Here is an 18,611-nt window from a genome sequence, read left to right on the forward strand (position 1 = left end):
TGGGATGATCACTTCGTGGTTGAAGCCCTGGACCATGACCTGGTCTTCGTGGCCTTCCTGGTAGGTGTTGCCGACCGAATCGGCGGTGAAGGCTCCGGCGGTGATCAGGCCTTGTTTGGTGCCGGTGACGGACATGTAGGCAGGTGTTGCCATGGGGGTTTGCTCCTTGCAAAAAGTGAAGCCGAACAGGCGAAAAATGCCGTGCGACTGCAAGGAGACAATTCAAGACGCGTGCCAATTGAAATTTAGTTGTTGTTAATCAGTAGCTTGTGTTTTTACTGTACGTTTTCTGAGCACTTTTACGCGAGAAAACCCGAAAAAGTGCGCAACTTCTTGCGCAGTACTGTGCAAGAAGTTGCGCAGTTGGCTGCAGGCCACGTTGAGTATAGCCTGCAGCAATGTATGCACAGGGTTATCCACATTTGAGTGCGCAAGAAGTTGCGCAGTTGGGGAAATCGGCCGCGAGCATTTCAAGAGGCAAAACGAGCGTCGACTGACCGATCGATCGTCGCCGACAGGCACCCACTCACTGACGACTGAATGCGCTCGTCATCGCACCTCATGTGCCATGACCCTGTAAACTGTCGGCCAACTTGTTCCCCCCTCAAACGAGAGCTGCCCATGGCCAACCACGACCTCACCTTCGTTCCCGATCTCGATGCCGACTCCATCTCCTCCGACGTTGTCGGTTTCGGCGGCGTGCTGGTCTCCACCCAGATCCCGACCCGGGCAGACGGCAGCCTGGAACTGGGCGATATCACCCTGCAGAGCGAATGCACCCTGCAAGCCCTGAAGGTGGCACTGGAGCGCGCCGGCAGCTCGATGGACAGGGTCATGCACCTGACCATCTACCTCACCGACATGGCCGACCGCGCCGCCTTCAATGCAGTGTACCAGCGCTTTTTCGCCAAACCATGGCCAGTGCGGGCCGCAGTTGGCGTGGCCGCCCTTGCGGTCGAAGGCATGCGCGTGGAAGTGACGGCCATGGCGGCCAAGGGCTGAGACCAGCCGTAGGCGGTCACCTGGCTCAGGACCGCGGCAGGCAGGCCAGCATCTGACGAATACGCTGCTGGGTATAGCCGGCTCGCGCAGCCGCCTCATCGATCGACTGCCGAGTCACCGTCTGCTCGATCAACCCGCCTTTGCGGGAAAATCCGGCCTGGCCAAGCACGACGAAATCGACTGGCTCGCTGATACCGTTGTAGGCACGGATATCGCTGGCGCTGCTGGCTGCTCGCCCTTTCCGGCAGCCGTCACCCGGTTTGTCCGGGGAGGACCGAAAAGGGGGCGTCAGGCCTGACTCGACAGCGCTGCAGCGCTGCCCCACAGGGATAGGGCCGGATGCCTGTGCGGTGATTGCATTGGTGTGCAACAACTGGTGCAGCGCGATTGAGCCTTCGCCAAAAGCCGGCCCGCTTTCGCCCACAAGCGCGAACGTGTCGTGCAGGCCCTTGCCTGCGACCCAGACGATCGATCCCAGCATGCTCGCCTTGGCGGCCACCGCTATGGGCAGTGTCTCGGAGTCCAGAGGTTGCACCTGGCCATCCACCTTGTGGCGCAATGAGGTGGTGGAAACATAGCTCTGCACCGTGGCGCCGCTCACGGTGTCAAGCAGCGGCCCCTTGCGCAGGCGACCCTTGCCATTTCCGATGAGGTAGCGCCCATTGCCGCAGGATGTTCTGGCCTGCCCTGGCGCAAAGGGCTCGACTTCCATGGCATACACGCAGAACTCGGGCGTGTGCTCGGCAAACCCTTTGAGTTCCGCCTTCAGAAAAGCGTTTCGGCAATCAAGGTCGCATCGATAGCGGACACCTTTGCGCATGATCGAAAGGCCGTTGGCGATATAGGTGAACCCATGATCGCCAACGGTGTAGGCGCCCTTGCCACCATCCGGATTCACTGCCAGCCGCGCACGCACGGCGATCGAGCCATCCTTGAACACTCGCGTCACCAACACTCGGGAATCACCCTTGCTGCTGGTCAGTGTGCCAGGCGTACCGCAATCCTCGGCGCCTGAAGCCATTGACGCGGCGAGCAGAAAGCCCGCAGCAAGCCCGGACAGTACCGTTGGGCCAGACATTCTCGATCCCCCCCAGCTCAAGGACCAGCCGCAGGAGCGGCGGAGATACTGATATAGAAGTCGATGGTGACTTCGCCCTTCTGGCTATCCGTCAGATAGGCCTTCAGCGGTTTCTGGGTCTGCCTGAGCGCCTTGACCTCCACCCAGTAGCTTCTGTTTTCAGTAATCACCCTGATTTCGGCAGCGCCCTGATCGGCTGAGTCCTGGGTTGCGTAGGTGATGCGCAGGTCGCCGGAGGAGTTCAGGATCAGAAAGCGCTCCTGCCCGCCTGCCACCATGTCCAGTGTGGATCCGGATGGCAGCCCTTTGATCGAGGGCACTTGCCCCTGAAACGGGTTGCAACCGGGAGCATCACTGTCAAAGCCCGGTACAGTGGTGTAGATGCGCGCAATCCATTCATTGGCCTCATCGGCCAGCAAGGCCGCCTGGAGCTGCTGCTGGGCATTGAAACGTCCATTGATGGAAATAGGCGCCAGGCCGGCTGACCACGCGTTCTTCGTGCCGTCCGGCGGGGGAACCGGCCGTGACCCGATCGCGTCGGAGATGATCCGGTACGTCACCTCAGGGGCAGGCTGCAATGCAGCCAGGTAGTTATTGAGCGCCGCGACGATTTCGACCAGTTTCTCCTTGTACACCCTGTCGAATGCCTTCGCCCTGGAAATCGCGCCATACAACGAGTAGGCATTGGTAATCGACACGGCTCCAGAGCCAGCCTTCAGCTGGGCGATGCGCCTTATCAGCTCGTTACCCTCCTCGAGGCTGGCCCGCTCGTATATCGACTCGACACACATCACCGCTTGCACGCCACGGTGATAAAGCTGCTCTCTGGTGGGTTTGTACTGCGCAGCGGAAAAACCATAGAGCGATGCACTGCCAGCCGCAAGCGCTGCCACCTGGTGACCGTTGCCTGCAGTGACGGCCTTGTAGCCCCCAAGACCCAGCGCACCTGCCAGCGCCAATGACGATCCCGACTGCCAGTAGGCCAATCCGTTGGTCTTGCCCTGGAGCTCCATGCGGATCTTGCTGGCCAGTTGCGAGCCAGTGGCAGTCTTTGTTTCAGGCGCGATACTCTGCACATAAGGGTTGAACAGCGCACAGGATGCGAGCAGCGCGGCCCCGCCCATGACCAGCAGTCTGACCAGCCGTATCGTCATGATGCCAATCCTTTGGAAGGCTGTAACAACGACGATAGATCCGCCATGGCAAATAGCAAGTGCGCCAGTATTTAAGACGCCTGCAGCAGTCCTATGCTTCGACTCAGGGCCCAGTGCGAGCAGGATATGTTTCACCAACCCCCTGTTTCCAGTACCCTCGACGCAACTGCGGACATACATCTGATTCCATGCGAAAACTTCTGCTTGGCGCCCTGGCGCTTGTTCTGACTGCCATGCTCCTGGGCTATGGCCTGTGGACCGAACAACGCCCGGCCGGCCACTACCTGTCCGACCTTCGCGTTGAAGTGGCGCTGAACCAGGGCGTGCCCGCCGACAAGGGCAATCTGCTGGGCATCGAGCCACTGCTGTATCCGGGCGACTACCAGAACCTGGCCCTGCTGCACCGCAAGCTCGCCGCCTACCTTGAACACGCTCGCACCCAGGGCCTGGTCGGCCCGCGCACGATCGTGGTCCTGCCCGAGCATATCGGCACCTGGCTGTGGGCCCGCGGCGAAAAGAAAGAGCTGTACCAGGTCACCCGCCTGCAGGAGGCCTGGCAATGGCTGGAGCTGAGCAACCCGCTGCGCTACGGGCTGGCGATGTTCAACGCCGAGGGCGACGACCGCCGCGCCGATGCGCACCTGCGCATGAAGGCCACGCAGATGGCAGCCGACTACCAGCAACTGTTCGGCGGCCTGGCCAGGGAGTTCGGCGTGACCCTGGTGGCCGGTTCCATCGTGCTGCCCACGCCGTATGCAGAGCAAGGCATCCTTCACAGCGGCAGCGGCGCGCTGTACAACAACGGCGTGGTATTCGCCAGCGACGGCAAGGTGATCGGCCAGCCGCAACGCCAGCAATACCCCGACAGTGAAGTGCGCCGCTTCATCCGCAGCGGCGATGCCTATCCGCTGCAAGTATTCGATACACCCGCAGGCCGCCTCGGCGTATTGGTGGGCAGCGACAGCTGGTACCCGGCCAACTACCAGCAACTGGCCGCGCAGTCGGCACAACTGATCGCGGTACCCGCCTTCATCAGCGGCCGAGACAGCTGGACCGCCCCCTGGCGCGGCAACCGCCACCAGCCGATGGCCGTGAGCCTGCCGCTCAAGGCCGGCCAGGTCGAGGAAGGCCAGGCCTGGCAGCGCCTGATCGGCCACGGCCAAAGCGCCGATACCGCCCTGCTGAGCGTGTTCCTGCGCGGCCAGTTCTGGGAAATTGCCGGCGACGGCCTGGGCTTCACCTGCCGCGACGGGCACTACGTCAGTGCCAGCAGTCATCCCGGCGCGCGCCTGCTCAACCTCTGGCTGTAACCGATGAACCGACCACGGGTACGCCTGGGGGATCTGTCGGTGGGATTCATCCAGAGCCTTGCGCAGGCGCTGCAGCAACTGGGGCATGATCCGGCCCCCCTTCTGCAACGCTACGGGCTTGCGCCTGCACGGCTGGCCGAAGCCGGTGCGCGCCTGTCGATTCCGCGCTACATGCACCTGGGGCATGCCGCCATTGCACTCAGCAACGAACCGGCGCTGGGCTTGCACATGGGCCGCCTGAGCCGCCTGAACCAGGCCGGCCTGGCCGGTGTAGCCGCCGCCCAGGCCCCTACCCTGGGCGAGGCCGCGCGTACGCTGGTGCGTTTCGAGCCGCTGTACGCCGCCAACTACCGTGGCCAGTCCAGCCTCCATGAGGACAATCAGGGCGCCTGGCTGCGCTTCTATTCGATCAGCCCGTACAACGACTACAACCGCTTCGTGGTCGACTCGGTACTGGCCGGCTGGCTGGCACAACTGTCGGGGCTGGTGGGGGTGGCAGTGCAGGCGGAGCGCATGGAGATCGAGTTTTGCGCGCCCGCCTATGCCGACCGTTACCAGAGCCTGTGCAGCAGCCCGGTGCAGTTCGGGGCCACACATAATCAGTTGCGCCTGGACCGCGCCAGCCTGGCGCTGCGCAACCCGGCCCATTGCCCCAGCACCTGGCAGCACCTGTTGCAGCTATGCGAGCAGGAACTGGCGGAGCGCACGCGCATGCGCAGCCTGGCTGAGCGTATCGCCCATCTGCTGGGGCCATTGCTCAACGGCGGACGTGAACCGGACCTGGGTGAAGTGGCGGCGCAGTTGCAACTGCCCACGTGGACCTTACGGCGCAAGCTGGCCGAGGAAGGCACGCAGTTTCGGGCGATTCTGAACGACACGCGCCGCGATCTGGCTGTGACCTACATCCGCGACACGGAGCTGGCCTTTGGCGAAATAGCCTACCTGCTGGGGTTTGCGTCGGCAGAGGCCTTCCAGCGCGCATTCAAGCGCTGGAACGGCGTGACGCCGGGGGACTTTCGCCGCAGCCAGCGGCGGGGCGCATGAGCCCGATCAGAGCTCGGTAGCGTCTTCGGCCGGCTCTGGCGGGTCGAGTTCGAATGCGCGGTGTTCCAGCAGTTCTTCTTGATAGTCGTCCATTGCCTGCTCCTTGATTTTCTCGATCATGTCATTGAGTCGTGCTTCACCCTAAAGTGCCCAGGTGAAGAAAAAATGACCGTGACGTGACAGGCTGGCGCAAGGTGGCTCGCCCTTCGCTGGCAAGCCAGCGAAAATTACAAGCGCTCAGCCCATTGAGATAAACGTAGCAGGCAATCGATGATTTATCCGATGCGTCACAGTGGCGCAGGCGCGTCGGGCGTCGGGGCCGCTGGAGGCTGCGCCGGTGCGGCGGCAGGCTCGGTGGGCGGTGCAGTCTGTTCGACCGTGATCGGCGCCGCATCCTGGGGCGGCGCCACAGGCTGCGAGCTCTTGCTGTCGTCGACCAGCGGTGCAGCCGGCGCTTGCGCTGCCGGTACCGCCACCACCGGCGCTGCGACCTCGGCAGGTGCCGCAGGGGCCGGAGCCTGCGCCGGCGCGGCCTCGACGGCCGGAGCGCTTGGCGCAGCAGGCGCAGGTTCGGGCACTCCCAGGTCGAGAGCCGGCTTGGCGGGTTCGGCCTTGGGCTCGACCTTGGCCTTCTTGCTCGGCTTGGGCAGGAAACTCTCGACCAACGCAAAGTAGCGCTCGTAGAACTTGGGCGAGGTCACCGTTTCGCTGGCCACTTTGACCATGGAGTCGTCCGACGAGCCGATCGGCATCGACACCGACCCCAGCACACCCACCCCGAGGCTGGCCGAAGTGTTGGATTTTTTCAGCGCATAACGGTCCTGCAGGGCATTGGCGAACATGGTCGAGCGCTGACCGGAACCGGTGTCGTTGGCACAGACCACGTTGAAGCTGATCTGCAGGTGCGAGTCGCCCGTCTGCTGGAAGCTCTTGTTGCCATTGACCTGGCCCGGTTCGCTGGTGGTGATGATGTAGCCCTGGCTGAGCAGCGCGCGCCGGGCAGCCTCGCAGGTACCTGCTTCGCTGACCGGAAAGCTGCGCGAGAAGGTGCCCGAGTCGTCGAAGTTCTCGTGTTCGTAGATGGCGGCTTTCTTCGAGGAACAGCCGGCAACGCCCGCCAGCACAAGGGCCAGCCCGAGCGCAGTGAAGACGGTTGACTTTGACATTGAAAATCCTGCGAAAAACGGTCGGCGCCTATTGTGCATCACATCCGCAGATGACTGAAACCGCAACCGGGCGATCCGGCACTAAATTTCACCTGCACAGCGGCTGGCCTGCACTACACAGCCGTCCTGAACCATTGGTCGCGATTTTTTTCGCTCACTATTTAACCAGCTTTCCCACGTCATACCGGGAAATGTCTGACTCCCCGCTACACCTTGAGCCCATCGATACTGGCCCGGCATGCGACAGAAAATGGCAATACGCCACTACGTCAGCCACTGACCATCGACCCAGGAGCATTCAAGGTGAAAAACATATCGGTGAAAGTGAAGCTGGCCCTCGGTTTCGCGAGTATCGTGCTGCTGATGGCGCTCCTCGCCGTGATCGGCATTCGCAGCCTCAACACCCTGACCACCCGTGCCGATCGGCTGGTGTCGGTCAATCACGTGCTCGACCACACCAATGACATTCGCGCCGCGCGCCTGTCGTATGAACACCACGGCGATGAAAACCTTGCGGCGCAATTGAACACCTCTTACAGCACCCTGGTGGCGCTGATCGAGGAGAACCTCCAGCGCCTGGACGACGCAGTGTCCAGGCAGCAGTTGCAACACGTGCTGGAAAACATGCAGGGCTACATGCAGCAGTTTCGCCAGCTGCAAACCGCCCAGCAGGACATAGGCCGCATCCAGGCCGATTCCGAGCGCCTGGGCAGCAGCCTGCAGAACGATGTCCGTACACTGACCCAGGCGCTGTACCAGGACGACGCCGGCAACGTCCGTCGCGACCTTGCCACCCTCAACGACGCCCTGAGCGACCTGCGCCAGAACAGCCTGGCCATGATGCGCGAGGGCAGCACCAAACGCCTGGACACGGTGCGTGAGGCCCACACACGCGCCAATGACAGCGTGAAGCGCCTGGGCAGCGGCCACCCGCAACTGGGTAGACTGCCCTCCGACCTGGACCAGTACCTGCAACTGGCCGAGCGCTTTGCCCGCGATGTCGAGCAGCAGGCCCGCAGCCGTACGGTGCTGGTGAGCAATATCGAAACCAGCCTGGAAGCGATCAATACGCTGATCGCACGCCAGAATCAGCTCAGCGTCGACGAGTCCAGCCACAGCCGTGCGCTGATGCTCGGGCTGCTGGTTGGCGCCATGCTGCTGGGCGGTGCGATCGGCTGGGTGATCATCCGCCAGATCACCCAGCCGCTGCAGCAGGCCGTAGTGATCGCGCGTCGTATCGGTGCCGGCGACTTGAGGGATAACAGCAGCGAGCTGCGCCGTGACGAGTTTGGCCAGTTGCTCCTAGCCCTCTCCCAAAGCGGCGACAACCTGCGCGGTGTGCTGGGCCAGGTGGGCACCGTTACCGCTCAGTTGTCAGCGGCGGCCGAGCAGCTCTCGGCCATCACCGAACAGACCCGTGCCGGCGTCGACAGCCAGAAACTGGAGACCGACCAGGTCGCCACGGCCATGAGCGAAATGGTAGCCACGGTGCAGGAAGTGGCGCGCAATGCCGAGCAGGCCAGTACCGCCACCCGCCAGGCCAACAGCCAGGCCAGCCAGGGCAATCTGGTGGTACAGCGCGCACTGACCCAGATCGACCAGTTGGCCGACGACATCGGCACCTCCGCCGACGCCGTCGGCAGGTTGTCCGAAGAGAGCGAACGCATCGGCAGTGTGATGACGGTGATCAATGCCATCGCCGAGCAGACCAACCTGCTGGCGCTCAACGCCGCCATCGAGGCGGCACGTGCCGGCGAGGCCGGGCGTGGCTTCGCCGTGGTGGCCGATGAGGTGCGCGGGCTGGCCCAACGCACCCAGCAGTCCACCGCAGAGATCGAGACATTGATCGGGTCATTGCAGCAGGGTGCGCAGAGGGCTGCAGAACGCATGCACACCAGCCAGGGCATGGTCGGTACGACAGTCGGGCTGGCCAATGAGGCAGGCGTGGAGCTGCAGGCCATCACACACACGGTCACGCACATCCAGGCCATGAACGTGCAGATCGCGACCGCCGCCGAACAGCAGAGCGCGGTAGCCGAAGAGATCGGTCGCAGCGTGATCAGTGTGCGTGATGTGGCCGAACAGACGTCCACCGCCTCGGCGCACACTGCCACCTCGGCGGCAGAGCTGGCGCGCCTGGGCACTGAGCTGCAAGGGCTGCTTTCGCGCTTCAAGGTCTGAGGGGCATATTCTTTCGCCAGCAAGGCCGGCACCTGCAGGCAGTACGTCGCCAGCAGGTGCCAGCCTTGGCGGCCAGGCTTTTCTGCAGGCACAAAAAAAGCGACCCTAAGGTCGCTTTTTTTGTTGCTTCGAGGAGTTCAAGGGCCTCGAGGCGGATATGGCGCAGCGGACGGGACTCGAACCCGCGACCCCCGGCGTGACAGGCCGGTATTCTAACCGACTGAACTACCGCTGCGTATCGCACAGGCTTTCACCTGTTTGAAACTGGGATCTGGCCTGAAGCCTTGGCTTCGGACCTCAAACCGGTTGTTGAACCGATCTGGAGAAAAGTGGCGCAGCGGACGGGACTCGAACCCGCGACCCCCGGCGTGACAGGCCGGTATTCTAACCGACTGAACTACCGCTGCGCATAGTGGACTTGCGTCCTGTTCCTCTCTGGTAACACCGTCTTTCGAAAGTGTCGGGCCAGGAACATCTCAGGAAGTGGTGGGTGATGACGGGATCGAACCGCCGACCCTCTGCTTGTAAGGCAGATGCTCTCCCGGCTGAGCTAATCACCCGTGTGCTTCGCTGAGGTGGTGAAATTTACGCAGGTATCGAACCTAAGTCAATACCAGTGTTGAAGTTTTTTTCACTTTCGTAAAAAAACAGCTGCAGGCTTCAAGCAACAAGCTGCAAGTAAAAGCAGAATCAAAAGCCGATTGCACAGGTTCTTGCAACGTGCCGCGTGAAGCCTGCCGCTTACGTGTAAATCATCTTCTTGGTCATGCCACCGTCCACCACGAACTCCTGGCCGGTGACAAAACCCGCGTTGCGCGACAACAGCCATGCCACCATCGCCGCCACATCTTCTACGGTCCCTACCCTGCCCGCCGGGTGCTGCGCATGGTCGGCCTCGCTCAAGGGCTCAGCACGGCGCAGCGAAGGGTCCCGCGCATCGATCCAGCCAGGGCTGACAGCGTTGACGCGGATCTCCGGGCCCAGGCTCATGGCCAGTGCGTGGGTCAGGGCCAGCAGCCCGCCCTTGCTCGCAGCATAGGCCTCGGTATCGGGTTCGGACTGTGCCGCACGGGTGGACACCAGGTTGACGATGGCGCCGCAATGCGCGCGCAGGTAAGGCGCACAGTGCTTGGCCAGCAGCATCGGGCCACCCAGGTTGACCGCCAGCACGCGGTTCCAGTGGTTCAGGCTGAGGCTTTCGAGGGTGGTATTGTGCGGGTCGGCAATCGCCGCGTTGCACACCAGCGCATCCAGGCGTCCGAACTGCCCCAGCACCTCGGCCACGCCCACCGTCACCTGGGCCTCGTCGGCCACGTCCATGCCGACGAACCAGGCGTTGTCACCGAGCACCTTGGCCACCTTCGCGCCACGGGCCCGATCCAGGTCGGTGAGCACCACTTGCCAGCCCTCGCTGATCAGCCAGGCCGCGATGCCCAGGCCGATCCCGCGTGCAGCGCCGGTTACCAGCGCCACACGCCCGTTGTGGCTGCTCTCGCTCACCGACCAGTCGATCACAGCGCCGCCAGACCGCGCGCCAGGTCGGCCTGCAGGTCGCCCACGTCTTCCAGGCCCACGGCAACCCTGATCAGGCTGTCGCGAATCCCGGCGGCCTCACGCTCCTGCGGCGCCAGACGGCCGTGGGAGGTGGTGGCCGGGTGGGTGATGGTGGTCTTGCTGTCACCCAGGTTGGCGGTGATCGAAATCAGCCGCGTGGCGTCGATGAAGCGCCATGCGCCCTCCTTGCCACCCTTGACCTCGAAGCTCACCACCGCACCGAAGCCGCGCATCTGGCGCTTGGCCAGCTCGTGCTGCGGGTGGCTTGGCAGGCCGGCGTAATGCACCTTCTCGACACCGTCCTGCTGCTCCAGCCACTCGGCCAGGGCCTGGGCATTGGCGCAGTGGGCGCGCATGCGCAGGTTCAGCGTTTCCAGGCCCTTGAGGAACACCCAGGCGTTGAACGGGCTCAGCGTCGGCCCCGCAGTACGCAGAAAGCCCACCACTTCCTTCATGTGCTCATTGCGTCCGGCGACCACGCCGCCCATGCAGCGGCCCTGGCCGTCGATGAACTTGGTCGCCGAATGCATGACGATGTCTGCGCCCAGCTTCAATGGCTGTTGCAGGGCCGGAGTGCTGAAGCAATTGTCCACCACCAGCAGCGCGCCCCGGGCATGGGCGATCTCGGCCAGCGCGCCGATGTCCACCAGCTCGGCCAGCGGATTGGACGGCGACTCGACGAACAGCAGCCTGGTATTGGGCTTGATCGCCTGTTCCCAGCCAGCCAGGTTGGCCAGCGGCACGTAGTCGACCTGCACGCCGAAGCGCTTGAAGTACTTCTCGAACAGGCTGATGGTCGAACCGAACACGCTCTGCGAGACCAGCACGTGGTCGCCAGCGCTGCACAAGGCCATCACCAGCGACAGGATCGCGGACATGCCTGTGGAGGTGGCGACCGCCTGCTCGGCGCCTTCCAGGGCGGCGATGCGCTCCTCGAAGGCCCTTACGGTCGGGTTGGTGTAGCGCGAATAGACGTTGCCTGGAACCTCGCCGGCGAACCGCGCAGCGGCATCGGCCGCCGTACGGAACACGTAGCTGGAAGTGAAGAACAGCGGGTCGCTGTGCTCACCTTCCGGCGTGCGATGCTGGCCGGCGCGTACCGCCAGCGTATCGAAAGCGACCCCGTCGAGGTCGCTGTCCAGGCGCCCGGCATCCCATTGCTGTGTCATGCCGTTGCTCCCCTTGTCAGTTGTTGTAAAGGTCGATGATCGCGCTGACCGCCTGGTTCTTGACCTTGGAGGCGTCGTTGCGCGCCTGCTCGATCTTGTCCAGGTAGGCGGCGTCGATGTCGCCAGTCACGTACTGGCCATCGAATACCGCGCAATCGAAATGCTCGATCTTGATCTTGCCACCACCTACAGCCTCGATCAGGTCCGGCAGGTCCTGGTAGACCAGCCAGTCGGCGCCGATCAGTTCGGCCACGTCCTGGGTGCTGCGGTTGTGCGCGATCAGTTCATGAGCGCTCGGCATGTCGATGCCGTAGACGTTGGGGAAACGCACCGCTGGCGCGGCGGAGCAGAAGTAAACGTTCTTCGCGCCGGCTTCGCGGGCCATCTGGATGATCTGCTTGCAGGTGGTGCCGCGCACGATCGAGTCGTCGACCAGCATCACGTTCTTGCCGCGGAACTCCAGCTCGATGGCATTGAGCTTCTGGCGTACCGACTTCTTGCGCGCGGCCTGGCCGGGCATGATGAAGGTACGGCCGATGTAGCGGTTCTTGACGAAGCCTTCACGGAACTTCACGCCCAGGTGGTTGGCCAGTTCCAGCGCCGCGGTACGGCTGGTGTCGGGAATCGGGATGACCACGTCGATGTCGTGCTCGGGACGCTCGCGCAGGATCTTCTCGGCAAGCTTCTCGCCCATGCGCAGGCGCGCCTTGTACACCGACACACCGTCGATGATCGAATCCGGGCGGGCCAGGTAAACGTGCTCGAAGATGCAGGGGGAAAGCTTGGGCGCGATGGCGCACTGGCGGGTGTGCAGCTTGCCTTCTTCGGTGATGTACACCGCTTCGCCCGGCGCCAGGTCGCGGATCAGGGTGAAGCCGAGCACGTCCAGCGAGACGCTTTCGGAGGCGATCATGTATTCGACGCCTTCGTCGGTGTGACGCTGGCCGAACACGATCGGGCGGATGCCGTTCGGATCGCGGAAGCCGACGATGCCGTAGCCGGTGATCATCGCCACCACCGCGTAGCCACCCACGCAACGGTTGTGCACGTCGGTCACGGCGGCGAACACGTCTTCCTCGGTCGGTTGCAGCTTGCCGCGCACCGCCAGCTCATGGGCGAATACGTTGAGCAGCACTTCGGAGTCGGAGTTGGTGTTGACGTGGCGCAGGTCGGACTCGTAGATCTCCTTGGCCAGTTGCTCCACATTGGTCAGGTTGCCGTTGTGCGCCAGGGTGATGCCATACGGCGAGTTGACGTAGAACGGCTGGGCCTCGGCCGAGGTCGAGCTGCCCGCAGTCGGGTAGCGCACATGACCGATGCCCATGTGGCCCACCAGACGCTGCATGTGACGCTGCTGGAACACGTCACGTACCAGGCCGTTGTCCTTGCGCAGGAATAGTCGGCCATCATGGCTTGTAACGATACCGGCAGCATCCTGGCCGCGGTGCTGGAGCACGGTTAGCGCGTCATACAGCGCCTGATTGACGTTCGACTTACCGACGATACCGACGATGCCACACATGCGACGCAACCCCTACATTATGAAACTTGACGGATCAGCACTCAGGGCGCTTTGGGCCCAAGCAACTGTTCTTGAAACGGGAGATCAGCCGGTGCGCTGATTCCGCTGGCTAGCCACTGGCTGGTCAGCCCCAGAATGAGGTTTTTCGACCAGTCAGCCACCAATAGAAATTGTGGCAGCAGGCGAGACTCCTGCCACCACGGGTCCTGTTGTACCGGCCCCAGGCTCAGCAGCCCGACCGCCACCACGACGAGCAGGGCCCCGCGAGCGGCGCCGAACGCCATGCCCAGGAAGCGATCGGTCCCGGACAACCCGGTGACGCGAATCAGCTCGCCGATCAGAAAATTGATCATTGCCCCCACCAGCAAGGTGGCGACGAAAAGAATGGCACATCCGGCTATCACCCGCGCCGATGGCGTCTGGATGTAGCCTTCAAGGTACTGCGAGATACCGCCACCGAACATCCAGGCGACCGCACCGGCGATGATCCAGGTAAGCAGCGACAAGGCTTCCTTGACGAAACCGCGCTTGAGACTGATCAGCGAAGAAACGGCGATGATCGCGAGAATCGCCCAGTCGACCCAGGTAAATGCCACAGTGCTGCCTGCAAACGGATAAGGCGGCGCATTTTACCAGAGCGGTGGGCTATCGGTAAGCGGTGATTTGCCGTCCGGCGGCGGCCGGACGGCGGGGGGGTCAGCTACGTTCGGGCTGGAAGCGCACCACAAAACCCTTGAGGTTCTGCTGGCGGTTGATCACATCGCGCAGGCGCTCGGCTTCGGCACGCTCGATCAGCGGCCCGACGAACACCCGGTTGGTACCTTCGGCCGAGCGAATATAGGCGTTGTAGCCCTGGCTACGCAGGGTTTTCTGCAGGTTCTCGGCATTGGCGCGGTTGGACAGGCTGGCCAGTTGCACCGACCAGCTCACCGGCAGGCCATTGCCATCGACCTTGGCAGGTGCACTGGCAACCGGCTTGGCCGGGGCCGCCGCAGGCTTGCTGACCGGCGCAGGCGTGGCCGGCTTGGCCTCCGCCACCGGCGCGGCGGGCGCTGGGGTGGGTGCAGTCACCACCGGTGCCGGGGCAATGGGCGTGCTCGGTGCGCTGGGTTCCTGGGCGGTGAGCGCCTCATCCTGGATCACCTGCGGCTCGGGCACCTCCACCGGCTCCACATGCACCTGCGGCAAGGCCGGCACAGACGGGGCGGCGGGCGCCTCGACATGCACCTGGCGCAGCTCGTCCTCACGGGTGAACAGCATCGGAAGGAAGATCACCGCCAGTGCCACCAGCACCAGCGCGCCCACCATCCGCTGCTTGACGACTTTATCCAGCAACGCCATTTGCCCCGTCCTCCATGGTCTGCCGGCTCAGCCACTGCAGGGCCTCGCCGACACAGAAAAATGATCCGAACAACAGGATCTGGTCGTCTGCCGTCGCTTGCGCGCACTGCCCGTCAAGGGCGTCGGCGACGCTTGCATACGACTTCAAGTCGGCGCCAAGGTTCTGCAACGCGGCCTGCAACTCGCTTGCAGGCCGGCTGCGGGCGGTGTCCAGTGGCGCAACCGCCCAGTGGGCCACTTGCGCATGCAGAGGTTCGATCACCCCGGCCAGGTCCTTGTCAGCCAGCAGGCCGAACACCGCCAGGCGCCTGCCGGCCACCGGGCGCGAAGCCAGGCGCTGAGCGAGGTACTGGGCCGCATGTGGATTATGGCCGACGTCGAGCAGAATGCTCAGGTGCTTGCCCTGCCAGATGAACTGGCGACGGTCGAGACGCCCGACGATACGGGTGTCGCGCAGTGCCTGGGCGATCTGCGCGGCATTCCAGGGCAGGCCGGTCAGCAGGTAGGTCTGCAACGCTAGCGCCGCGTTTTCCATGGGCAGATCGAGCAACGGCAGGTCGTGCAGCTCGACAGCATTGCCGTGCGCATCCACGCCCCGCCACTGCCAGTACTGGTCGGTGCTGGACAGGTCGAAGTCGCGTCCGCGCAGCAGGAACCGGCAGCCTAGTTCGCGTGCCTTGTCCAGCAGCGGCTGCGGCGGGTCGAGGTCGCCACACAGCGCCGGCTTGCCGGCACGGAAAATCCCGGCCTTCTCGAAGGCCACCGACTCACGGGTATCGCCAAGGAAATCGCAATGGTCGACACCGATACTGGTGACCACGGCAAGGTCGGCGTCCACCAGGTTGACGGTGTCGAGCCGCCCGCCCAGGCCAACTTCAAGCACCACGGCGTCCAGCGCCGACTGCTGGAACAGCCAGAACGCCGCCAGGGTACCGGCCTCGAAGTAGGTCAGGGAGGTCTCGCCACGCGCCGCTTCGACGGCGGCGAATGCCTGGCACAGCTGCGCATCGCTGGCTTGCTGGCCGTCGATCTGCACCCGCTCGTTGTAGCGCAGCAGGTGCGGCGAGCTGTAGACCCCGACCTTCAGGCCCTGGGCCTGCAGCAGGCTGGCCACGAAGGCACAGGTAGAGCCCTTGCCATTGGTGCCGGTAACGGTAATCACCCGAGGCGCGGGCTGGCCCAGCCCGAGGCGCGTTGCGACCTGCCGCGAACGCTCCAGGCCCATGTCGATTGTCGACGGGTGCAACTGCTCGAGGTAGGCGAGCCACTCGCCCAGGGTGCGCTGGGTCATACGTTGGCAGGCACCGGTGGTACCACGATCGGCTCGATCACGGGGGCGACGAACTTCGGCGTCGGCAGGCCCATCATCTGTGCCAGCAGATTGCCGAGGCGCGGGCGCAGTTCGGATCGGGCGATGATCATGTCGATGGCACCATGCTCCAGCAGGAACTCGCTGCGCTGGAAGCCTTCAGGCAGTTTTTCGCGCACGGTCTGTTCGATAACCCGTGGGCCGGCAAAGCCGATCAGCGCCTTGGGCTCGCCCACGATCACGTCGCCGAGCATTGCCAGGCTGGCCGAAACGCCGCCGTAAACAGGGTCGGTGAGAACCGAGATGAACGGAATGCCTTCTTCGCGCAGGCGCGCCAGCACGGCGGAGGTCTTGGCCATCTGCATCAGCGAGATCAGCGCTTCCTGCATGCGCGCGCCGCCCGAGGCCGAGAAGCAGACCATCGGACAACGGTTTTCCAGGGCATAGTTGGCGGCACGCACGAAACGCTCGCCGACGATGGCACCCATCGAACCGCCCATGAAGGAGAACTCGAACGCACTGACCACCACCGGCATGCCCAGCAGGGTACCGCTCATGGAAACCAGGGCGTCCTTTTCGCCGGTCTGCTTCTGCGCAGCAACCAGGCGGTCCTTGTACTTCTTGCCGTCGCGGAACTTCAGGCGGTCGACCGGCTCCAGGTCGGCACCCAGCTCATTGCGGCCTTCGGCGTCGAGGAAGATGTCGATGCGTGCACGTGCGCCGATGCGCATGTGGTGATTGCACTTGGGGCACACATCCAGGGTCTTTTCCAGCTCCGGACGATACAGCACGGCCTCGCAGGACGGGCACTTGTGCCACAGCCCTTCGGGTACCGAGCTCTTCTTCACCTCGGAACGCATGATCGAAGGGATCAGTTTGTCTACCAACCAGTTGCTCATGCTTTCTTTCTCCAGTAGCGGCGACCGGCAGGCAAAAGTTGCCGGGTCACGCGTATGCCCTTGAGCTCAATTCGTGTATGACGCGATGATGAACCGTGGCCGGCGGTGCGCGTTCAGCGCGGTACCACCCTGCCCCAGCTTCATCGTCAACCTGTAAAGGCGACGCCGGTGGCGTCACCCGGTAATTTCGATCGACCCGTGGGCGCGATCCGGCAGCAACGGGCTGCGAAAGCTATGGACGATGGCGCACCGCCAGCCGTCACATCGAGCATTCGCCCGCCCCTCACGCCTGGCGCACCGCGCGCATGAACGCCTCGATGCGGGCCGGATCCTTGATGCCCTTGGCCTGCTCCACCCCACCACTGACGTCCACTGCATAAGGATGCACCTGGGCGATGGCCGCCCCGACATTGTCGGCCGAGAGGCCGCCAGCCAGGATGATCGGCTTGCTCAGGTGCTCGGGTATCAGGGACCAGTCGAACGCCTCGCCGGTTCCGCCCGGAACGCCGGCCACGAAAGTGTCGAGGAGGATGCCGCTGGCCTTGGCGTACTGCTGGCAGCCGGCCTCCAGGTCATCCCCGTGGCGAACCCGCAGGGCCTTGATCCAGGGACGGTGGTAGCCGTCGCAGTCGGCCGGAGTTTCGTCGCCATGAAACTGCAGCAGGTCCAGCGGCACGGCGTCGAGGATCTCGTTTAGCTCACAGCGGCTGGCGTTGACGAACAGGCCCACGGTGGTGACGAAGGGCGGCAGTGCAGCGATGATCGCCCGCGCCTGCTGCACGTTCACCGCCCGCGGACTTCTGGCGTAGAACACCAGCCCGATGGCGTCGGCGCCCGCCTCGGCCGCGGCCAGCGCATCCTCGATGCGGGTAATCCCGCAGATCTTGCTGCGAACGGCGGACATGGCCTGTGAACCTCAGCTGAACCGGAAAGCTCCGGATGTTAGCAAATGCCTTGCGGGCCGTCAGCCGTCAACGACTCGTAACCCGTAAGGAAATGTGGCCCGATGAAACGCTCGGGCAGTTCGAACTCGTCATGGTATTCCACCTGCACCAGGTACAGCCCGAACGGGTGCGCGGTCACCCCGCCGGTACGACGCACGCGGCTTTCGAGCACTTCCCTGGCCCACTCGGGCGGACGCTCGCCGGCGCCGATGGTCATCAGCACGCCGGCAATGTTGCGCACCATGTGGTGCAGGAAGGCGCTGGCACGGATATCCAGCACGATCATGCGCCCATGCCGGCTCACCCGCAGGTGATGGATCTGCTTGATCGGCGACTTGGCCTGGCACTGGCCGGCGCGGTAGGCGCTGAAGTCATGGGTGCCCACCAGGTAGGCTGCGGCTTCGGCCATGCGCCCGGCATCGAGTGGGCGGTGATTCCAGGTGACCTGGTCGCCCAGGTGCGCCGGGCGGATCTGGTCGTTGTAGATCACGTAGCGGTAGCGCCGGGCAATGGCCTTGAAGCGCGCGTGAAAGTGCGCCGGCATCTGCCTGGCCCACGACACGCTGACGTCATGCGGCAGGTTGATGTTGGCGCCCATGGTCCAGGCCTTCATGCTGCGCACCGCCCGCGTGTCGAAATGCACCACCTGGCCGCTGGCATGCACGCCGGCATCGGTACGCCCGGCGCACTGCAGCGACACTGGCGAGTCGGCGACCTTCGACAGCGCCTCCTCGAGGGTCTGCTGCACGCTCGGCACGCCACTGGCCTGGCGTTGCCAGCCACGGTAGCGGGTGCCTTTGTATTCCACGCCCAGCGCGATTCTGAAAAAGCCTTCGGCGGCCATTTCGGCTGCGGCGTTATCGATGATTTCCAAGGGGATACAGCCTGTCGGTTTACGCAATGGCGCGGATTATAACGACAACGGCAGCCACGAGGGC

At 63.8% G+C, this 18,611-nt stretch carries 17 protein-coding genes, 3 tRNA genes and 1 pseudogene; 5 read left to right on the forward strand and 16 right to left on the reverse strand.

The genetic code is table 11. The features are described 5' to 3' along the window. Window positions 1–153 (reverse strand): type VI secretion system tube protein TssD (tssD, locus tag NP552_RS19435; RefSeq protein WP_274097110.1); only part of this gene is annotated, 153 nt, incomplete at its 3' end. A gap of 468 nt (window positions 154–621) precedes the next feature. On the opposite strand from tssD, the gene NP552_RS19440 reads away from it, so the two are divergent. Continuing rightward, window positions 622–1,002, forward strand: coding sequence for a RidA family protein (locus NP552_RS19440; protein ID WP_043862834.1), 381 nt, complete (start codon window positions 622–624; stop codon window positions 1,000–1,002). Window positions 1,003–1,027: 25 nt separating this feature from the next. On the opposite strand, the gene NP552_RS19445 is transcribed toward NP552_RS19440, so the two are convergent. Continuing rightward, on the reverse strand, window positions 1,028–2,080 hold the full coding sequence (locus tag NP552_RS19445; RefSeq protein WP_274097056.1) for a hypothetical protein: 1,053 nt from the start codon (window positions 2,078–2,080) through the stop codon (window positions 1,028–1,030). Window positions 2,081–2,097: 17 nt separating this feature from the next. Next, window positions 2,098–3,234, reverse strand: a complete 1,137-nt coding sequence (locus NP552_RS19450; RefSeq protein ID WP_274097057.1) for a hypothetical protein — start codon at window positions 3,232–3,234, stop codon at window positions 2,098–2,100. A 188-nt stretch (window positions 3,235–3,422) separates the two neighbouring features. On the opposite strand from NP552_RS19450, the gene NP552_RS19455 reads away from it, so the two are divergent. Both NP552_RS19455 and NP552_RS19460 read left to right on the forward strand, forming a co-directional pair. Continuing rightward, window positions 3,423–4,544, forward strand: coding sequence for a carbon-nitrogen hydrolase family protein (locus tag NP552_RS19455; RefSeq protein WP_274097058.1), 1,122 nt, complete (start codon window positions 3,423–3,425; stop codon window positions 4,542–4,544). A gap of 3 nt (window positions 4,545–4,547) precedes the next feature. Further along, window positions 4,548–5,588 (forward strand): AraC family transcriptional regulator, encoded by a 1,041-nt coding sequence (locus NP552_RS19460; RefSeq protein WP_274097059.1) that lies wholly within the window; start codon window positions 4,548–4,550, stop codon window positions 5,586–5,588. A 287-nt stretch (window positions 5,589–5,875) separates the two neighbouring features. Here NP552_RS19460 and NP552_RS19465 read toward each other — a convergent pair whose 3' ends face one another. Next, on the reverse strand, window positions 5,876–6,754 hold the full coding sequence (locus NP552_RS19465) for a DUF2242 domain-containing protein (RefSeq protein ID WP_058541085.1): 879 nt from the start codon (window positions 6,752–6,754) through the stop codon (window positions 5,876–5,878). A gap of 363 nt (window positions 6,755–7,117) precedes the next feature. On the opposite strand from NP552_RS19465, the pseudogene NP552_RS26125 reads away from it, so the two are divergent. Continuing rightward, window positions 7,118–8,077: pseudogene (locus NP552_RS26125) on the forward strand (methyl-accepting chemotaxis protein); the annotation flags it as partial. A 27-nt stretch (window positions 8,078–8,104) separates the two neighbouring features. Further along, entirely contained in the window at window positions 8,105–8,935 is an 831-nt protein-coding gene (locus NP552_RS26130) for a methyl-accepting chemotaxis protein (RefSeq protein ID WP_370409650.1), read from the forward strand. A 158-nt stretch (window positions 8,936–9,093) separates the two neighbouring features. On the opposite strand, the gene NP552_RS19475 is transcribed toward NP552_RS26130, so the two are convergent. From NP552_RS19475 to truA, 12 genes are all read right to left on the reverse strand, one after another. Next, window positions 9,094–9,170, reverse strand: a tRNA-Asp gene (locus NP552_RS19475). 95 nt (window positions 9,171–9,265) lie between these two features. Further along, window positions 9,266–9,342, reverse strand: a tRNA-Asp gene (locus tag NP552_RS19480). Between the two features lie 77 nt (window positions 9,343–9,419). Next, window positions 9,420–9,495, reverse strand: a tRNA-Val gene (locus tag NP552_RS19485). Between the two features lie 181 nt (window positions 9,496–9,676). Next, the gene (locus NP552_RS19490) at window positions 9,677–10,435 is read right to left on the reverse strand and encodes an SDR family oxidoreductase (RefSeq protein ID WP_167400232.1); all 759 of its coding nucleotides are present in this window, start codon (window positions 10,433–10,435) and stop codon (window positions 9,677–9,679) included. Between the two features lie 11 nt (window positions 10,436–10,446). Then, window positions 10,447–11,658, reverse strand: a complete 1,212-nt coding sequence (locus tag NP552_RS19495) for an O-succinylhomoserine sulfhydrylase (protein ID WP_043862841.1) — start codon at window positions 11,656–11,658, stop codon at window positions 10,447–10,449. 16 nt (window positions 11,659–11,674) lie between these two features. Then, the gene (purF, locus tag NP552_RS19500; protein ID WP_043862842.1) at window positions 11,675–13,180 is read right to left on the reverse strand and encodes an amidophosphoribosyltransferase; all 1,506 of its coding nucleotides are present in this window, start codon (window positions 13,178–13,180) and stop codon (window positions 11,675–11,677) included. A gap of 41 nt (window positions 13,181–13,221) precedes the next feature. Further along, entirely contained in the window at window positions 13,222–13,776 is a 555-nt protein-coding gene (locus NP552_RS19505; protein WP_043862843.1) for a CvpA family protein, read from the reverse strand. 100 nt (window positions 13,777–13,876) lie between these two features. Continuing rightward, a complete protein-coding gene (locus tag NP552_RS19510) occupies window positions 13,877–14,521 on the reverse strand; it encodes an SPOR domain-containing protein (protein ID WP_274097061.1) in 645 nt (214 codons plus the stop codon). After that, window positions 14,505–15,812, reverse strand: a complete 1,308-nt coding sequence (folC, locus tag NP552_RS19515; protein ID WP_274097062.1) for a bifunctional tetrahydrofolate synthase/dihydrofolate synthase — start codon at window positions 15,810–15,812, stop codon at window positions 14,505–14,507. The genes NP552_RS19510 and folC overlap by 17 nt, the downstream gene beginning before the upstream one ends. Further along, window positions 15,809–16,729, reverse strand: a complete 921-nt coding sequence (gene accD / locus NP552_RS19520; RefSeq protein ID WP_043862846.1) for an acetyl-CoA carboxylase, carboxyltransferase subunit beta — start codon at window positions 16,727–16,729, stop codon at window positions 15,809–15,811. Before accD ends, folC begins: the two co-directional genes overlap by 4 nt. A 283-nt stretch (window positions 16,730–17,012) precedes the next feature. Then, the gene (locus tag NP552_RS19525; RefSeq protein ID WP_274097063.1) at window positions 17,013–17,633 is read right to left on the reverse strand and encodes a phosphoribosylanthranilate isomerase; all 621 of its coding nucleotides are present in this window, start codon (window positions 17,631–17,633) and stop codon (window positions 17,013–17,015) included. 38 nt (window positions 17,634–17,671) lie between these two features. Next, entirely contained in the window at window positions 17,672–18,517 is an 846-nt protein-coding gene (truA, locus tag NP552_RS19530; protein WP_054916657.1) for a tRNA pseudouridine(38-40) synthase TruA, read from the reverse strand. Window positions 18,518–18,611 lie beyond the last annotated feature (94 nt).

This window comes from Pseudomonas sp. 8209 (assembly GCF_028682105.1).
Taxonomy (GTDB): domain Bacteria; phylum Pseudomonadota; class Gammaproteobacteria; order Pseudomonadales; family Pseudomonadaceae; genus Aquipseudomonas; species Aquipseudomonas palmensis.

Coding starts and splice junctions, on each gene's coding strand:
- NP552_RS19450 (WP_274097057.1), bottom strand. CDS start 3,234: ATGACGATACGGCTGGTCAGACTGCTGGTCATGGGCGGGGCCGCGCTG.
- NP552_RS19460 (WP_274097059.1), top strand. CDS start 4,548: ATGAACCGACCACGGGTACGCCTGGGGGATCTGTCGGTGGGATTCATC.
- NP552_RS19495 (WP_043862841.1), bottom strand. CDS start 11,658: ATGACACAGCAATGGGATGCCGGGCGCCTGGACAGCGACCTCGACGGG.
- NP552_RS19445 (WP_274097056.1), bottom strand. CDS start 2,080: ATGTCTGGCCCAACGGTACTGTCCGGGCTTGCTGCGGGCTTTCTGCTC.
- NP552_RS19465 (WP_058541085.1), bottom strand. CDS start 6,754: ATGTCAAAGTCAACCGTCTTCACTGCGCTCGGGCTGGCCCTTGTGCTG.
- NP552_RS19510 (WP_274097061.1), bottom strand. CDS start 14,521: ATGGCGTTGCTGGATAAAGTCGTCAAGCAGCGGATGGTGGGCGCGCTG.
- NP552_RS19525 (WP_274097063.1), bottom strand. CDS start 17,633: ATGTCCGCCGTTCGCAGCAAGATCTGCGGGATTACCCGCATCGAGGAT.
- truA (WP_054916657.1), bottom strand. CDS start 18,517: ATGGCCGCCGAAGGCTTTTTCAGAATCGCGCTGGGCGTGGAATACAAA.
- NP552_RS19455 (WP_274097058.1), top strand. CDS start 3,423: ATGCGAAAACTTCTGCTTGGCGCCCTGGCGCTTGTTCTGACTGCCATG.
- NP552_RS19440 (WP_043862834.1), top strand. CDS start 622: ATGGCCAACCACGACCTCACCTTCGTTCCCGATCTCGATGCCGACTCC.
- folC (WP_274097062.1), bottom strand. CDS start 15,812: ATGACCCAGCGCACCCTGGGCGAGTGGCTCGCCTACCTCGAGCAGTTG.
- accD (WP_043862846.1), bottom strand. CDS start 16,729: ATGAGCAACTGGTTGGTAGACAAACTGATCCCTTCGATCATGCGTTCC.
- purF (WP_043862842.1), bottom strand. CDS start 13,180: ATGTGTGGCATCGTCGGTATCGTCGGTAAGTCGAACGTCAATCAGGCG.